The 15,924-nt window shown below is 30.1% G+C and carries 22 protein-coding genes; 3 read left to right on the top strand and 19 right to left on the bottom strand.

Annotation, left to right across the window (positions count from 1 at the left end; genetic code table 11):
- Positions 1-9: 9 nt before the first annotated feature.
- The 3 genes from L8W55_RS03440 to L8W55_RS03450 are packed head-to-tail and all read left to right on the top strand — an operon-like array spanning position 10 to position 2,163.
- Positions 10-1,080, top strand: a complete 1,071-nt coding sequence (locus tag L8W55_RS03440; protein WP_039619283.1) for a prohibitin family protein — start codon at positions 10-12, stop codon at positions 1,078-1,080.
- 15 nt (positions 1,081-1,095) lie between these two features.
- The gene (locus tag L8W55_RS03445; protein ID WP_263677341.1) at positions 1,096-1,632 is read left to right on the top strand and encodes a DUF2393 domain-containing protein; all 537 of its coding nucleotides are present in this window, start codon (positions 1,096-1,098) and stop codon (positions 1,630-1,632) included.
- The gene (locus L8W55_RS03450) at positions 1,633-2,163 is read left to right on the top strand and encodes a DUF2393 domain-containing protein (RefSeq protein ID WP_263677342.1); all 531 of its coding nucleotides are present in this window, start codon (positions 1,633-1,635) and stop codon (positions 2,161-2,163) included.
- Between the two features lie 3 nt (positions 2,164-2,166).
- Here the strand turns inward: L8W55_RS03450 and purF are convergent, their stop codons facing one another.
- From purF to moaA, 19 genes are all read right to left on the bottom strand, one after another.
- A complete protein-coding gene (purF, locus tag L8W55_RS03455) occupies positions 2,167-3,507 on the bottom strand; it encodes an amidophosphoribosyltransferase (RefSeq protein ID WP_263677343.1) in 1,341 nt (446 codons plus the stop codon).
- A complete protein-coding gene (gene dapB / locus L8W55_RS03460) occupies positions 3,508-4,236 on the bottom strand; it encodes a 4-hydroxy-tetrahydrodipicolinate reductase (protein WP_263677344.1) in 729 nt (242 codons plus the stop codon). It abuts the gene before it with no gap.
- 71 nt (positions 4,237-4,307) lie between these two features.
- Positions 4,308-4,598 carry a PepSY-like domain-containing protein gene (locus tag L8W55_RS03465; RefSeq protein WP_263677345.1) on the bottom strand — a complete coding sequence of 97 codons (291 nt, stop codon included), beginning with the start codon at positions 4,596-4,598 and terminating at the stop codon, positions 4,308-4,310.
- Between the two features lie 63 nt (positions 4,599-4,661).
- The gene (gene trxB, locus L8W55_RS03470; protein WP_263677346.1) at positions 4,662-5,600 is read right to left on the bottom strand and encodes a thioredoxin-disulfide reductase; all 939 of its coding nucleotides are present in this window, start codon (positions 5,598-5,600) and stop codon (positions 4,662-4,664) included.
- A gap of 117 nt (positions 5,601-5,717) precedes the next feature.
- Positions 5,718-6,032 (bottom strand): thioredoxin, encoded by a 315-nt coding sequence (gene trxA, locus L8W55_RS03475; protein ID WP_039619298.1) that lies wholly within the window; start codon positions 6,030-6,032, stop codon positions 5,718-5,720.
- 50 nt (positions 6,033-6,082) lie between these two features.
- Positions 6,083-6,421 carry a YraN family protein gene (locus L8W55_RS03480; protein WP_263677347.1) on the bottom strand — a complete coding sequence of 113 codons (339 nt, stop codon included), beginning with the start codon at positions 6,419-6,421 and terminating at the stop codon, positions 6,083-6,085.
- Positions 6,421-7,674, bottom strand: coding sequence for a homoserine dehydrogenase (locus tag L8W55_RS03485; RefSeq protein ID WP_263677348.1), 1,254 nt, complete (start codon positions 7,672-7,674; stop codon positions 6,421-6,423). The genes L8W55_RS03480 and L8W55_RS03485 overlap by 1 nt, the downstream gene beginning before the upstream one ends.
- A 1-nt stretch (position 7,675) precedes the next feature.
- Positions 7,676-8,878, bottom strand: a complete 1,203-nt coding sequence (locus L8W55_RS03490; RefSeq protein WP_263677349.1) for an LL-diaminopimelate aminotransferase — start codon at positions 8,876-8,878, stop codon at positions 7,676-7,678.
- Between the two features lie 11 nt (positions 8,879-8,889).
- Positions 8,890-9,696, bottom strand: coding sequence for a hypothetical protein (locus L8W55_RS03495; protein WP_263677350.1), 807 nt, complete (start codon positions 9,694-9,696; stop codon positions 8,890-8,892).
- Positions 9,690-10,565 (bottom strand): hypothetical protein, encoded by an 876-nt coding sequence (locus L8W55_RS03500; protein WP_263677351.1) that lies wholly within the window; start codon positions 10,563-10,565, stop codon positions 9,690-9,692. The genes L8W55_RS03495 and L8W55_RS03500 overlap by 7 nt, the downstream gene beginning before the upstream one ends.
- Positions 10,558-11,238: a 23S rRNA (guanosine(2251)-2'-O)-methyltransferase RlmB gene (rlmB, locus tag L8W55_RS03505; protein ID WP_263677352.1), complete on the bottom strand. Its 681-nt coding sequence runs from the start codon at positions 11,236-11,238 to the stop codon at positions 10,558-10,560. The genes L8W55_RS03500 and rlmB overlap by 8 nt, the downstream gene beginning before the upstream one ends.
- 19 nt (positions 11,239-11,257) lie before the next feature.
- Positions 11,258-12,076 (bottom strand): 16S rRNA (cytidine(1402)-2'-O)-methyltransferase, encoded by an 819-nt coding sequence (gene rsmI, locus L8W55_RS03510; RefSeq protein ID WP_263677353.1) that lies wholly within the window; start codon positions 12,074-12,076, stop codon positions 11,258-11,260.
- The gene (gene rpmE, locus L8W55_RS03515) at positions 12,076-12,276 is read right to left on the bottom strand and encodes a 50S ribosomal protein L31 (protein WP_257935543.1); all 201 of its coding nucleotides are present in this window, start codon (positions 12,274-12,276) and stop codon (positions 12,076-12,078) included. Before rpmE ends, rsmI begins: the two co-directional genes overlap by 1 nt.
- 77 nt (positions 12,277-12,353) lie before the next feature.
- Positions 12,354-13,016 (bottom strand): 16S rRNA (uracil(1498)-N(3))-methyltransferase, encoded by a 663-nt coding sequence (locus L8W55_RS03520; protein WP_263677354.1) that lies wholly within the window; start codon positions 13,014-13,016, stop codon positions 12,354-12,356.
- A complete protein-coding gene (locus L8W55_RS03525) occupies positions 13,016-13,426 on the bottom strand; it encodes a hypothetical protein (RefSeq protein WP_263677355.1) in 411 nt (136 codons plus the stop codon). Before L8W55_RS03525 ends, L8W55_RS03520 begins: the two co-directional genes overlap by 1 nt.
- Positions 13,426-13,626 (bottom strand): cytochrome C, encoded by a 201-nt coding sequence (locus L8W55_RS03530; RefSeq protein ID WP_263677356.1) that lies wholly within the window; start codon positions 13,624-13,626, stop codon positions 13,426-13,428. Before L8W55_RS03530 ends, L8W55_RS03525 begins: the two co-directional genes overlap by 1 nt.
- The gene (locus L8W55_RS03535) at positions 13,626-14,210 is read right to left on the bottom strand and encodes a 6-pyruvoyl trahydropterin synthase family protein (protein ID WP_263677357.1); all 585 of its coding nucleotides are present in this window, start codon (positions 14,208-14,210) and stop codon (positions 13,626-13,628) included. Before L8W55_RS03535 ends, L8W55_RS03530 begins: the two co-directional genes overlap by 1 nt.
- A complete protein-coding gene (locus L8W55_RS03540; RefSeq protein WP_263677358.1) occupies positions 14,207-14,956 on the bottom strand; it encodes a 7-carboxy-7-deazaguanine synthase QueE in 750 nt (249 codons plus the stop codon). The genes L8W55_RS03535 and L8W55_RS03540 overlap by 4 nt, the downstream gene beginning before the upstream one ends.
- Positions 14,956-15,924: a GTP 3',8-cyclase MoaA gene (moaA, locus tag L8W55_RS03545; RefSeq protein ID WP_263677359.1), complete on the bottom strand. Its 969-nt coding sequence runs from the start codon at positions 15,922-15,924 to the stop codon at positions 14,956-14,958. Before moaA ends, L8W55_RS03540 begins: the two co-directional genes overlap by 1 nt.

Below are 15,924 nucleotides of genomic sequence, written 5' to 3' on the forward strand. Positions count from 1 at the left end.
AGGAACTAAATGCCAGCTGATTTGAATGATTATTTTAACAAAAAAAACAATCAAAACAACAATAAGCAAAATTTAAATTTCAAAGCTCCTGAATTTAACTTCAAAGGTTTTGGAAAATTTTCTCCATTAATTTATAGTGCGATTGCAATTATTTTAGTTTTTGCACTTTTTAAACCTTTTGCAATAGTTAATTCAGGAGAAATGGGGATCAAGTCTACCACGGGTAAATACAGCCCTACTCCGCTTGAACCAGGACTTCATTTTTTTATGCCAGTATTGCAAAAAATCACTATAGTAGATACTAGAGTAAGACAAATTAATTATGCTTCTATTGAAGGTGTAAATGAAAATTTACAAATAGGCTCAGGGGTTGTAAATAAAAATAGTATTTCAGTGCTTGATTCAAGAGGTTTACCTGTGTCTATTGATGTAACCGTTCAATATAGATTAAATCCTTTGCAAGTTCCTCAAACCATAGCTACTTGGGGGCTTAATTGGGAAAATAAAATCATTGATCCGGTTGTAAGAGATGTAGTAAGAAATGTGGTAGGTCAATATACTGCAGAAGAGCTTCCAACCAATCGTAACACCATAGCAGTGCAAATTGATCAAGGCATTAGAAAAACTATAGAAAGCCAGCCAAATGAGCCTGCTGAGCTTCAAGCAGTTCAACTTAGAGAGATTATCTTGCCCATAAAAGTAAAAGAGCAAATTGAAAGAGTACAAATTGCCAAACAAGAGGCTGAAAGAACTAAATATGAAGTAGAAAGAGCTAACCAAGAAGCACTTAAAAAAGCAGCTTTAGCTGAAGGGGAGGCAAATGCAACCATCATTAGCGCTAAAGGTAGAGCAAGTGCGGTTAAAATAGAAGCTGATGCGCAAGCATATTCAAATAGAGAAATAGCAAAAAGTTTAAATAATCCTTTGCTTGATTTAAAACAAATTGAAACTCAAAAACAGTTTAACGAAGCACTTAAGGTTAACAAAGATGCCAAAATTTTCTTAACACCTGGTGGAGCTGTACCAAATATTTGGGTTGATAGCAAAGATAGCAAAAGAACAAGCTCGGTAGCAAACTAAAATTAAAGAGTGATAATGAACGCCCAGCACATTCGAGAGCAAATGATTTTTTATACCACTCATTTGCACTTGATTGATTTTTTACTAATGGCTTTGGTTATATTTTTTTTCATTATCACTTTATTTATTGCTTTAATTATTAGAAATAAACCTGCCTTTGCTTTTACGGTTATTTTTTTAGGAATTTTATGCTCAACTAGTATTGCGTATTTGGGATATTTTTTAATTGATACTAAAGTTAGATCAAGAATAACCAGCTTAGATAATGCTCAATTTTTTGTATACGACAACTCGCTTAGCGTTGATTATAGCTTAACAAATACTTCCAAAAAAAGTTTTAAGTATTGTAAATTAAAAGTAGAAGTCTTTAAAAAAAATGATGATAATAGCACTTTTAAAAATTTAATACACACTATAAAACCTCTAAGAAGCAAATCTACCATTATAGAAAAAACAATAAACCCCAACCAAACTATTAATTTAAAAACTAAATTTTCCGATTTTAAAGAAGGTCAAAAATTTGACATTGAAATTCATTCAAAGTGTTTTTAAATGGGATATTTTACTTTTTTTCATATTCTAATCATTTTCATTATGCTAGCTTCTACAGGTTTAACTTGGGTTTTACTTTACTTAAAAGTTCAAAATAAAAAATATATGATTATTTTTTGCATAGTGAGTTTTATACTCGCCTTGATTTTAACCATCTCATTGCTGCTAACCATAGATCAATATACCAAAAAAGCAAGTTTGAGTAATTTTTCAACCTACAGACGCTTAGCAACAGAAAGTATTATAGTCAAAGGTAGAATTACCAACGATACTAATTTTAAGCTTTCAGAATGTTTTTTGGAGCTTAGAATAATTGATGATAATAAAAAACATGAAGTTAGTGGTGAAATTTTTAATCAACAAAATTTTGATAGTATCAAAAGAGCAAGCCAACAACAAAGAGATGCTTCATACAATATAAATATCGCAAAAAACCTACCAGGGCATACTTATAAAGATTTTTCATTTGAAGTGGGATTACCACCTCATTTTCAAAGTTATAAAATATTTAAACAATTAAAATGCAAATAGGGATTATTTAATAAAATAATCCCCATCAAAACTAATCAAAGAATATTTTCTTTCATCGCCTATACTTGAAACTAATTCATTAATATCCAAAAAAGTCAAGCTATCTGCGCCTGTATATTCTCTAACCTCTTCAACACTTTTATTAGCTGAGATTAGCTCTTCAAAAGTAGGCGTATCTATACCATAAATGTCAGGGAATTTAATTTCTGGGCATGCTATAGCCAAATGGATTTTTCTTGCACCTGCTTGTTTTAAAAGTGCGATGATTTTTTTAGAAGTTGTTCCTCTTACCACACTATCATCAATCACCACTATATCTTTACCTTCTAAAACTTTTTTCATAGGATTGAGTTTTAATTTTACTTTCAAATTTCTCATTTCTTGAGTTGGTTCTATGAAAGTTCTTCCAACATAATGATTTCTCACTATTGCCATTTCAAGTGGAATTTTTAAATACTGTGCAAAACCTATAGCAGCACTCACACCACTATCTGGAACTGGCACTACAAAATCTGCTTTTTCTTTAAATTTTTTAGCCAAGGCTTCGCCCATTTTTTTACGCACTTCATATACACTTTTACCTTCTATAATACTATCAGGTCTAGCAAAATAAATATATTCAAATGCACAAATTCTTGGATCTGTCTTATCAAAAACTTGAATGCTTTCAAACTCATCACTACCTTGAGTAAAAACTAGCATTTCACCGGGTTTTACATCACGAATAAATTCAGCCTCTATCAAATCAAAAGCACAAGTTTCACTTGCTACAATATATCCGCCATCTTTTAATCTACCCAAAGATAAAGGTCTAACCCCATAAGGATCTCTTACTACAAAAAGTTGATTTTTACTAGCAAGCATAAAGCAATACGCTCCCTTGCTTTGAGTTAAACTTTCTATAAATCTATCTTTTAAAGTTTCTTTTTTGCTTTTTGCTATTAAATGTACTACATTTTCTGTGTCCATATTTGAGTGAAAAATAGCACCATTATCAATTAGCTCTTTTCTAACTTCTTCTTTATTAATTAAATTTCCATTATGTACTAAAGAAATATCGCCCAAAGAACAAGTAGCTGCAACAGGCTGTGCATCATGCAAAGAAGAATTTCCTGCAGTAGAATAACGATTATGTCCTATAGCTATCTCGCCTTTTAATCCTGCTAAAATTTGAGTATTAAAAATTTGTCCTACTTCACCTTTAGCTTTATGAGTTTTGATATTTAAACCATCGCTTACGCTAATCCCACTTGCTTCTTGTCCACGGTGCTGCATTGCAAATAAAGCATAATAAGCCACCGTACTTGCATTTTTTGAATTAATTACTCCAACTACTGCACACATTTAAATTCCTAAACAATCATCTATATCATATAAGCCATTTTCTTGAGAAACTAGCCATTTTGCACATTTTATTGCACCTTTTGCAAAAGTAGCTCTTGAAGTGGCTGTATGATTTAATTCTATAAATTCACCTTCATTGTAAAAACCAACCCTATGTGAACCCACTATATCACCACCTCTTAAACTCATCACTGCAATTTCATCTTTGCTTCTTTGCCCAATAATCCCATCTCTACCGCTTACTCTAACTTTTTCTAAGTCTAAATTTCTAGCCTTTGCAACACTTTGTGCTAAAGTCATCGCAGTACCACTTGGAGCATCTTTTTTCTTATTATGGTGCATTTCAAGTATTTCTATATCAAAATCTCTCAAAGCCTCGCTAGCTAAATAAGAAAGTTTTTTTAAAATCGCCACACCTAAAGACATATTAGTCGCATAAAGAATAGGCATAGTAATACTTGCACTTTGCATTAATTCATTTTGCTTAGCATCTAAACCTGTAGTACCTATCACCAAAGGCTTGGGATTACTTCTTGCATATAAAAGCAAATCCTCACACCCTTTTGGAGTAGAAAAATCAATAATCACATCACATCTATTAAAAAAATCTTCATAATTTGATCCTTGATCAAAAAACGCACTAGCCTTTGCCTGCTCATCATCTTCTAGGCAAAGTCTTATTTGAGTACCCATACGCCCATTACTTCCATGAATTCCAATACTAATCATTTTAAAATCTGCCTTTTTAGAATTTGGAAAATTGTAGCGTTTATTTATTTAAAAGCAAATAACTCTTTTAATTAATCATCCCATTTTTGCCCTAAAAAATTTCCATTTCTATCAAAAAACATTTCCATATTATTGCTTAGTTTAATTTCATATCCAAATTCTTCCCAATCTACATCTACAATAAAAGCTCCAGGAAAAGAACTTTGAATTTTATCCATAATAGGTTTAGAAAGTCCGTAATAATTTTGGGTATAAGGATTATGTTGAGGCATATTTTGTTGATATGAATTAGTATTTTGTTGTGTAATATTTGCACTAGCCATTAGCGCTAAAGTTATACTTAGAATTAATATTTTTTTCATTTTAGATTCTCCTTAATTTTTATAGGAGAATCTTAATTAGTTTTTGTGAAATTTATGTGAAGATTAATGCAAACTTTCAATATAAGCTAAAGCACTAAGCGCTGCAACCGCTCCATCACCTGCTGCGCATATTACTTGTTTTGGCGCATCTTTTCTTAAATCACCTGCTGCAAACAACCCTGCTATATTAGTTTGCATTTTAAGATCTACACTCACTTGACCGCCTTCTTCCATGGCACATAAAAACTCGCCATTATCTTGTTTTAAGATTTCATTTCTTACATTTAATCCAACAAAGGTAAATATTCCAGGCACATCAAGTTCTCTTTTAGAGCCATCATTAAATGCTATTTTAATTTTATTAACACCCATATTATCGCCACAAACCTCATCAATCGCTGCATTTGTGATTAATTCTATTTTGTCATTATTTTTTACTTTTTCAACTGTTGAAGGTGCTGCTCTAAACTCATCTCTTCTGTGGATTAAATATACTTTTGAACAAATATTAGCTAGATACAACGCCTCTTCTAAAGCTGTATCACCCCCACCTAAAACAGCTACTTCTTTATTTTTATAAAAAAATCCATCACAAGTTGCACAAGTACTTACACCTTTACCAAAAAACTCATCTTCACCTTTAAAACCAGCACGACGCGGTGTAGAACCTGTACATACAATTACAGCTTTTGCTTGTTCGTTTTTACCACCTTCTAATTTTATATTAAAACTTCCATCAGCATTTTTGCTAATTTGCTCTACACCTACCATTTCATGTTTTAAACCAAAACGCATACACTGTTCATTCCAAGGAGCCATAAAAGAAATTCCATCTAAAACTTGAGCAACACCAGGGTAGTTTTCAATTTCTGAACTTGAAGTAATCTGTCCACCAGGCATACCTTTTTCAAACATGACAACATTTTTTAATCCACCTCTTGTAGCATATAAGCCAGCGCTTAAACCTGCGGGTCCACCACCTATAATAGCTAAATCTAACATAATATTTTCCTTGTAGTTTTATTTATAGGTATTATACAAATTTTTCTTTAATTATAAATAATAAAAATTATTAAATAGTAAAAAATATGAAGAAAAGCCACAAAAAGTGGCTTAAGATTATAAAAGTGAGTTTAGTTTGTCTGCTAAAGCTTGTTTTGATTGAGCACCCACTAGCTGATCAACTACTTCACCATCTTTAAAGAAAATGATAGTTGGAATAGATCTTACACCAAATTGTGCAGCTAAATCGCCTTGCTCATCTGTATTTACTTTACAAATTTTAGCCTTACCATCAAAATCATTTGCAAGCTCATCAATAACTGGAGCTAACATTCTACAAGGTCCGCACCATGGAGCCCAAAAATCTACTAAAGCTACACCTTCTTTTGCTTGTGCAAAATTTTCTGTAGTTAAATCAATATATTTTCCCATTTTTTCTCCTTTATTTTTTCAAATTCTATTAAAATAGAATAAACATTCTCTTAATAACCAATGTTCTCTAAAAGTTTTATATCATCTTTATATACACAAAGTAAATCTATTTGATAATTCTCATCACTTTTGTGTTTCATAAAGTAATACCCTATAGCTTTGATGATTTTATTGTGTTTTTTATTATCTAATCTATATGCTACTTCATAATCTCCTTGCGTACTTTTAACCTCAACAAAATGTAAAATTTTATCTTTTTTGGCAATGATATCGATTTCTCCAAATTTAGAATGAAAATTTCTTTTTAAAATTTCAAAACCTTGAGTTTTTAAATACTCGCACGCTAAATCCTCTCCTTTTTTGCCAAAAAGATACTGTAATAAAGCCATTAATCTTCTATTCTCATCATAAAAACATCATCTTTTACAAATTCTTGTTCTTTAAGTTTTTGAATTAAAATTTGTATATTTTTTTCATAAGTTTGATGAGTGATAAAAAATAAAGTACTACAATCTTGCTTTTCTTTTTTTGGCTTTTGTAAAAAAGTATCGATTGAAATTTGATGTTCGCTCATTAATTGTGTAATTTTTGATAATACCCCTATTTTATCTAATACTTTCAATCTTAAATAATATCTTGTATAAATTTCATCTTTATTTAAAAGTTTATAAGAAGTATCATTTAAATACCCAAAAATAGCACTATTTTTTTCTTTTCTTGCTATATCGATTAAATCAGCTATAACAGCACTTGCAGTTGCCTTGCCACCTGCTCCTGGGCCATAATATAAACTTTCGCCCAAAATATCTCCATCAACACTAATAGCATTCATCACTCCATCAACCTTTGCTAGTATTTTATCTTTACTAAGCATAGCAGGATGAACCCTTAGTTCTATTTTTTCATCTTTTATTTTAGCAATACCCAAATGCTTTATGGTGTATTCAAATTCCTTTGCAAAATAAATATCTTCATCGCTTACCTTACTAATACCCTCAATCAAGATATCTTCAGGTTTTACTCTTAATCCATAGGCAATATTTGCTAAAATTAAAAGTTTATGTGCAGCATCAAATCCTTCTATATCAAAAGTAGGATCAGCTTCGGCATATCCTAAATATTGAGCTTTTTTTAATACTTCTTGAAATTTAGCATTATCTTCAGTCATTTTACTTAAAATATAATTGCTTGTGCCATTTAAAATGCCTTTAATAGAAACAATATTATTAGCACTCAAGCCCTCTTTTAAAATTTTAATAATAGGAATTCCGCCTGCCACACTTGCTTCATAACCAAAAGCTGTATCTTGTGCTAATTTTTCAAGCTCATAACGATGATAAGCAAGCAAAGCTTTATTAGCAGTTACTACTGATTTTTTTCTTTTTAAAATCTTTGAAATTATCTCAAAAGGCAAATCAATACCGCCCATTAACTCCACAAATACATCAATATCTTCGCGCTCTAAAACTTCATCAATATCATTAACCACAGGAATCAATGCATTTGATTTTGGATTTCTTGCTAAAGCAACCACTGGAATAATTTCTTCATCACATCTTGCTTTGATTAAATCTTGATTTTTTAACAAAGTTTCTACAACGGCACTTCCTACCGTGCCATAGCCTAAAATTGCTATTTTCATTTTATTCTCTTAAATATTTTTTTATATTTCTTGCTGCTTGACGAATACGGTTTTCATTTTCTATTAAAGCTATTCTAACATACTCATTGCCCGCTTCACCAAAGCCAACTCCAGGGCTTACTGCTACATTTGCTTTTTGCAAAAGCTGTTTAGAAAATTCCATACTACCAAGATGAGCCTTACTTTGAGGGAGTTTAGCCCAAACAAACATACTTGCATTAGGTTTTTTTAGCTCCCATCCTGCTTGAAAAAACGAATCAAGCAAGACTTCTAATCTTCTTGCATAAGTTGCTTTAATCTCTTCAACACAAGTTTGATCTCCATCTAAAGCTATAGTAGCAGCAACTTGTATAGGAGTATACATACCATAATCAAACCAGGATTTAATCTTTTTCAAAGCCGCAATTAAGCGTTTATTACCCACCACAAAACCTACGCGCCAACCTGCCATGTTATAAGATTTTGAAAGTGTATAAGTTTCTACTGCTACATCTTTAGCACCTTCAACTTCAAAAATTGAAGGAGTTTTATAAGAACCAAAAGTTAAGTCCGCATAAGCAATATCAGAAATAATATAAAATCTTTCTTTTTTTGCCATAGCTACCAATCTCTCATAAAAACTTTTTTCAACTGTAACTGTTGTAGGATTATGTGGAAAATTTACTACTACATATTTTGGACGCGGAATGCTTTCATGTAATGTTTTTTGTAAATTTTCAAAAAAAGTATTTTCGTTTAATTCATAATTTTCATTAAAATCAAAATTCATAGTTGCTACATTACCACCTGCTATGATAAAAGCTTGAGTATGTATAGGGTAAGCAGGTGTAGGTACAATAGCTACATCTCCTGGGTTAATAACAGCTCTTGCTAAATTTACAAAGCCTTCTTTAGAACCCATCGTTGCAACTACTTCACTTTCAGGATCTAAATCAACATCGTATTTTCTTTTATACCAATTACAAATTGCAAGTCTTAGTTTATAAATTCCACTCGAAGCAGAATACCCTGAAGTTTTGTCTTTATTTGCACTTTCGCAAAGTTTGTCTATAATGTGTTGAGGAGTTTTGCCATCAGGATTTCCCATAGAAAAATCTATTATATCCTCCCCTGTCCTTCTTGCTGCCATTTTAATCGCATTAACTTCAGCAAAAACATAATTTGGAAGTCTTTCTATGGTATTAAAATGAATTTCTTCAAACATCGTCCATCCTTTTAGCGTCTTAAGTAAATTTTTAAACCCCTTTTTATATTATCAAGGCTAAACATATCCCCTATAATAGCATATTTTGCGCCCAATGGTATATTTACATTTACTTCATTTTGCTTATGTGTATTTTCTACACCTTGAATAAAATTTAAATTTTTATCTAAAAACTGAATTTTACAAAACCAAGAATCAAGATTGTGCGCGCTAAGCTCCATACTTTTTGCACCTTGCAAATCAATAATATATTCCCTTAAAGGTTTATTTAATTGAGTAATAGTATTTAGCGGAATTTGAGTATTAACTTTGGGTTTTGCTTTTGAAAAATCTAACTCATATTCATAATTTAGCTCTGAAATTTTAGAAATGTCTTTAATAAAAACAGAACTTCCTAATAAAGCCTTGTAAAAAACTCCTGGATCAAGCATATACTGAGAATCTACAGCTAATTTATAAGTGATATAATTTTCTCTTAAAATTAACTCAGTTGGTATAAAATACACATAGCCTAGCTCGTTTAAAGTATCATTAATCGTTTTAAAAAATAAAACAGAATCAGCTTGGGCTTTAAAACTAAAAGTTAAAGTTTTTGGCTCATTTAATATAAAATTTGCCAAAGAATTTGTTTTTAAAATTTGAGAAATAGTGTAAATATCTACATTTCCGCGTTCATCTTTATAATCATTTCTTGCAAATAAAAGCTCTAATTTTGCATCTTTAGAATTATCATTAACAATATGCTTAGCAACCTCTAAAGCACTTAGCGCAAAAGCATTAAGAGTAAAAAAAATGGAAAATATTAAAATTCTTACCATAATTTTCCTCTATTTTCTTTTATAAACTCAGCTTTTGTAATTTGTTTGATTTTACCATCTTTAATCATTAAAAACTTAGACACACCGTTTTTAAACTCTAAAGTATTGTTATTTTCATCATTCAAACTAAAAGCAGCATGACCTGTAGTAATTAACATATCTTTATCCAAAGATAAAACATAATCGTTTTTAATAGTTAAAGAACTTTTTCTAAAAGTTTTTAAATCCACCATACCAAGCCAAAGCTCTGCGCTTGGTTTTATAATACTTTCTTTAAGCAAAACCATATTTTCTTCAGGCATATTTAAACTAGCATTATCCTCTAATGTTTCTTTTATAGTATTATTATTCTCATCTGTTGGCTCTAAAATAGTTGTATTTGTTTCATTATTTTCTATAACATCATCAGCAAAAAAATTAACAACCGGAGTTTCATTCTCATCGACTTTTTCTTCTAAAACAACCTGCTCTTGATTTAATACATTAGTGGTATTTTCATCTAAAGTGGAACTTTGAAAAAATCTTGAAACACCCCAAGCTAAAGCCACTATCAAAAGCACTACTACTATAATCACAATATACCATACACTTGAGCTTTCTTTGGTATATGAGTTCATTCTAGGAGCAATATGCACATGATTTTTTTTCTCAATACCATTTTCCTCTAAATAGGCATGATATTCTTCTAAAAAATTAGAAAAATCAAGCTCATACTCTCTTTGTAAAATTTTAATAAAGCCATTTACATTAAAGCGAGATAAAGACTTAAAATCTTTTTTAATGATATATTCAAGACAAGCTATTTCTATTTGTGTTCTTTTTTGAACTTCTAATAAATTTAAATCTTCTAATTTTTTCCAACTATCCATTTTTCATCCTATCGCAAAGTATTGCAAATGCTGCACTTACATTTAAACTATCAAAATCATTATGCATTTTTATACCTACACATTCATCACATTTTTTAAGCACCTTTGGCGCTATGCCAAAACCTTCACTTCCCATAATCAAAACTTTTTTATCTTTAACCTTGATAGTATGTATATCACTACCTCCGCTAGCACTAGCATAGATATAAAAACCTTTTTGTTTTAATTCATTTATCATGCTTAAAATATCATCATTTAAAACTATTTTCATATCTAAAGCTGCGCCACTACTTGCACGAATAACTCCATCCATAGCCACGCTTTTAGCTACCAAAATAACCCCATCAGCACCCAAAGCATAAGCACTACGCACAATAGCGCCTATATTTCCAACATCGCTAATATTATATAAAATAACTATAAAATCTTTTTCTTTCAAACTCTCAAAAGAGCTAAATTCAAACTCATCAATCTCCATTAAAAAACCCTGATGATTTCCACCTCTTGCCAAACTTTGCGCGGTTTTAAAATCAAGTTTTTTAATTTTTTTTGATGCCTTTGCTATTTTTGAAAAATCAGCTTTTTCACATTCTTTTGCTAAATAAATTTCTTTAATTTTTTCTTTGTGCTTTTCTAAGATATAAAAAAACACTTGCTTACCATAAACTACCATTTTTAAATAATAACCAAATTCAACTTAAAAGCAGTTTTTGATAATTTTCTTTTGGAGATTTTGCATTAATTTTTGAAAGAAGTTTTGCCTTTGTTTTTAAAGGCAAGTCAAGCTCATAAATATCTTGTTCGCACAAGGTGTTTTGATGAAATTGCTTTTCTTTAGCACTTACGACTACACACCATTCACCGCGCAAATCCATTGTTTTTATTTTTTCTAAAACCTCTAAGGCTCCTGCTCTAAATTTAGCTTCAAATTTCTTTGTTGCTTCTTTTATGATAAAAATTTCTCTTAAAGGATCAATTTTACTAATTTCTTCTACCAAATTCAGTATTCTAGTGGGTGCTTCATAAACTATACTAGGATAAGGATTAAGCATTAAATTTTCAATATCTTTTTGTCTTTGAGGATTTTTATTAGCCAAAAAACCCATAAAAATAAATTCTTTTTTACAAAACGCACTTGAAACTAATGCAAGTAAAGCAGCATTTGACCCTGCTAAGACTTCATAATCAATATTGTTTTTAATAGCATATTCGATTAAAAATTGCCCTGGGTCGCTAATACCTGGCATACCCGCATCACTTAAATATGCAATATCTTGTTCAAAAAAATCACCATCTATTTTTGCTAAAAAATCTTTTTCATTATGAGTATGTAAGGCTAGATATTTATCAGGTTTTATTTCTAAATTAAATTTTTCATTAAGAAGATGAACTAAAGATTTGCAAACTCTCGTATCTTCGCATAAAAAGAGTTTGCATTTTTGTAAAATTTCTAAAGAATGAAAAGAAATATCGTTTAAATTTCCTATGGGTGTAGGAATAAAATATAACATTATTGCATTGCGTATTTTTTCTTAAATTTCTCTACACGACCCGCAGCATCTACGATTTTTTCACTACCTGTAAAAAACGGATGACAACTTGAGCAAATATCAACTTTAATTTCTGGTTTATTTGACTTAGTAGCAAAAGAATTTCCACAAGCACAACTAACTTTGCATTCTACATATTCTGGGTGAATTTCTTTTTTCATTGTTTATCCTTTTTCAAAACATTAAGGCGTAATTATATAGATTTTTATATAAAAAATAGCTAAATTTAAGCGTGTTTTTAAATTATGAATTTTGAAGCAACCCCTACTAAAGCCGTTTGCGCTTTGAGTATGAAATTAGCTTGTAATTTTGCTTTTTTAAAATTCTCTTCTCTTTCTTTTTGCGAAAATCCACCTTCAGCGCCTATTAAAAACACATGCTCACTAGGTTCAAAACTCGTCAAATCTTCACCTTCAAAGTCTATCAAAACAATATTTTCATAAACTTGCTGAAATTTTTTAAAATCATCAAAGCTTTCAAGCTCCATTAAAGAAGCACGACCGCATTGTTGGGATGATTCTATAAGAATCTTTTCCATTCTTTTAAAATCTAACTTAAAATTTTTTTGTGAGTAATCCATATACACAAAAGAAAGCTTTGCCACTCCAAGTTCATTTAAAAAAGGCAAAGTTTTTTCTATAATCTTTGGATCAATCACCGCTAAAGCTAAATGCAAATGCGTTTTTAATTCTTGTTTTTCTTCTTTTTTATCAAGTAAATTTAATACGCAAGAGCGTCTAGAAAAATCTATGCATTCATAAGTATAAGCAAAAAAATCTTTTAAATTTTTTAATATGATTTTATCGCCTATTTTAATTCTTCGAGCCTTTAAGTGTAAAAAAGCTTCATTTTCTAACTCTAAATTTAAAGCACCACTTTGTGGGTGATATAAAAATCGCATTAAAAATAAAACCTTTGAAGTAAATAGGGTACAAAAAGTAAAAATATACCCAAACACAAAATAAAAAAGCTTAAAAATCTAAATTTAGCATAACGCTTAAACAATCTTGCTTTTTTAAATAAAACAAATTGATAAATAGCCAAAGCAAAAATTAAAATCCAACAAAACCACATAGAAAGTATATAGAGATTTAGCTCAAAATACTTTAAAGCCCAAAGCAAACTTCCTGTAAAAAGCGTAATTGCTAAAAATAAATAATAAATTGGCAAAAATAGGCGAATTCTTTTTATAAAAATAAACTCTTGCGAAAAACTACTTTGAGTTAGATATAAATAAAACAACATTAAAAAGCCATTTGCATATAGGCTATACACATGCAATGCTAAAAAAAACTCATAACTTTGATCCATCACTGTCCTTGTGTGCTATTTTCATCTTTGATATCATCATCTACAGGTATAGGAAGCGTTTCATCATCTATAATAACATTAGAATCACTTTGCTCAATTTGGACTTGCTCAGTTTGTACTTCTTTTTTTGTGATTGTATTTTCTTGGCTTGAGCAAGCTATAAAAAACAATAATGGCACAACCAATAAAACCTTTTTCATCATACCTCCTTTTGATTGACAAAAACAAAATTTGAATCTTGAAGTTTTTTAAAAAAATCTTTATCTTTCCATTCATCGCTTATAGCTTGTGAAAATTCAATATCTGTTAGATTTATCTTTGGCAAAAACTCACTATAAGCATCTTCTCTAAAACCTTGCGCATAACCTGTTCTTGTTTCATGCACAATAATACTTTTTAAACTAACACCTTGCTCGCCATTAATCATCTTAGTCTTTAAAAGCAAGGTATCAATCAGCACAAAAAATATGCGTACAAAATTTTCTGCACTTACATTCACAGGCAAACTTACCCATCTTTGTGAGTGTTTTTTCATATCTTCTAAATAAGTTTTATCATCATCTTTAAAAAGCGTAATAGCATGATCAAAACTATCAATAATTTGTTTTATCTCATCTTTTAACAAGCCAAAATCATACACCATTCCAGCATTGTCAAGGTATTTACTCTCAAGTAAAATTTCTACCTTATAAGAATGACCATGTATGCTTGTTTTACATCGCTTGGAGCTACAAAATCTAACAATATGAGCATTTTCAAATTCAAACATTTTTCTAATAATCATACGCCTTCTTTATCTCCCCAAATTCTAATATGCAATCTATCAGAGTAATTATATCCATTTTTTATACAAAATTCAGCAACACTTAAGGCATTTTTAGAAATTTCTTCTTTATTTGACCCCATAGGCATACAAAACACCTCATTTTCACAAATTTGTAAAATTTCATTGATTTCTTCTAAGGCTTTATTTTCTTGTAAAAAATCCTTATCTAGAACAAATTTGTAAAAGCTATCCTTAGCGTAGTATTTAAAAGCTTTTAAGGCTTTTTCATTAATCCTTTTTTCTTTTTTAACCCCACTATTGCTAAGCTTTACTCCTAAAGCAAAATAGCATTTTTTATACAAAGGATGTTTTTCAAAGTCAATTTCAATACTTGCATTTGTTTCAAAATGCACCTTAAAATCATTTTCTAAAAGTAAATTAACAAAACACAAAAAATCTTTATTTTGATAATTTAATAAAGGCTCACCACCTGTAATTACAACTATAACTTTGCGTGAATTTGCTAGTTTTAAAACCTCATCAAAAAGCTTTGTTGAAGTATATGTTTTATAACAAGTTTTAAATTCTTTGATAAAAACAGCTCTTATAGTATCACAGCCCAAAAGTATTTTAGAATCTTTTTCTTTTTTTACTCCAAAGCCTGTACAGTTAAAATTACACCCAGCAAACCTTACAAATATAGCCAAATTTCCACTATATTTTCCCTCACCTTGCAAGCTTAAAAAAGTTTCAACAACTTCCATTATCCACCTGTTTGATAAAAGGCTCTTGTAGAACTTTGATTAGCTTCATTTTCTGCCCATCTGTTTTTTTCTGATTTATTTTTTATTACGGTTTTTAAAACTTCACAAGCACCTGCTATGTCTTTATTACGTATAGCCTTTTTAATGCTTAAAGCCTCATCATAATATAAACAAGGTATTAAAAGTCCTTCGGCTGAAAGTCTTATACGGTTACAACTATCACAAAAATCATGACTATGTGGGTCAATAATGCCAAACTCATATCCATCTTCAAGCTCATAAATAGTCGCAGGCGCATTTGGGCTTTTTTGTCCTTGTTTAAAAGAATATTTTTGAGCAATGATGTTTAAAATTTCTGCTGATTTTAAGCCTTTTAAATCTCCATAAGCATGGTAATTTTCCATAAACTCTATAAAACGAATTTGGCTTTTACGTGCTTTGGCAAATTCTAAAAGATCGATAAATTCACTATCATTAATCCCTTTAAGAGCTACGGTGTTAAATTTAATATTAAAGCCTAATTCTAAAGCCTCATTAATACCATTTAACACATCTTTGAGTATGTTTTTTTGAGCTAATTTAAAAGCTATTTCTTCTTTTAAGGTATCTAAAGAGATATTAATTCTTTTTAAACCTGCTTGTCTTAAGTCTTTTGCTTGTTGTTTTAACAAAGAAGCATTAGTAGTAAGCGCTAAGTCTATATCTTGCTTATACTCACTGATCATAGCAATAAATTTATGCAAATCTTTTCTTACTAAAGGTTCACCACCTGTAATTCGAATTTTTTTAACTCCTTCATCAATACAAACCTTAACAAACATAAAAAGTTCTTCAAATGATAAAAGATTTTCCTTAGCACTCCATTCAAATGGAGTTTTTGGCATACAATAAAGGCAACGAAAATTACATCTTTGTGTTACTGAAATTCTTAAATAATCAATCACTCTTCCATAACTATCTACCAACAT

The organism is Campylobacter sp. FU_520, assembly GCF_025772385.1.
Classification (GTDB): domain Bacteria; phylum Campylobacterota; class Campylobacteria; order Campylobacterales; family Campylobacteraceae; genus Campylobacter_D; species Campylobacter_D lari_C.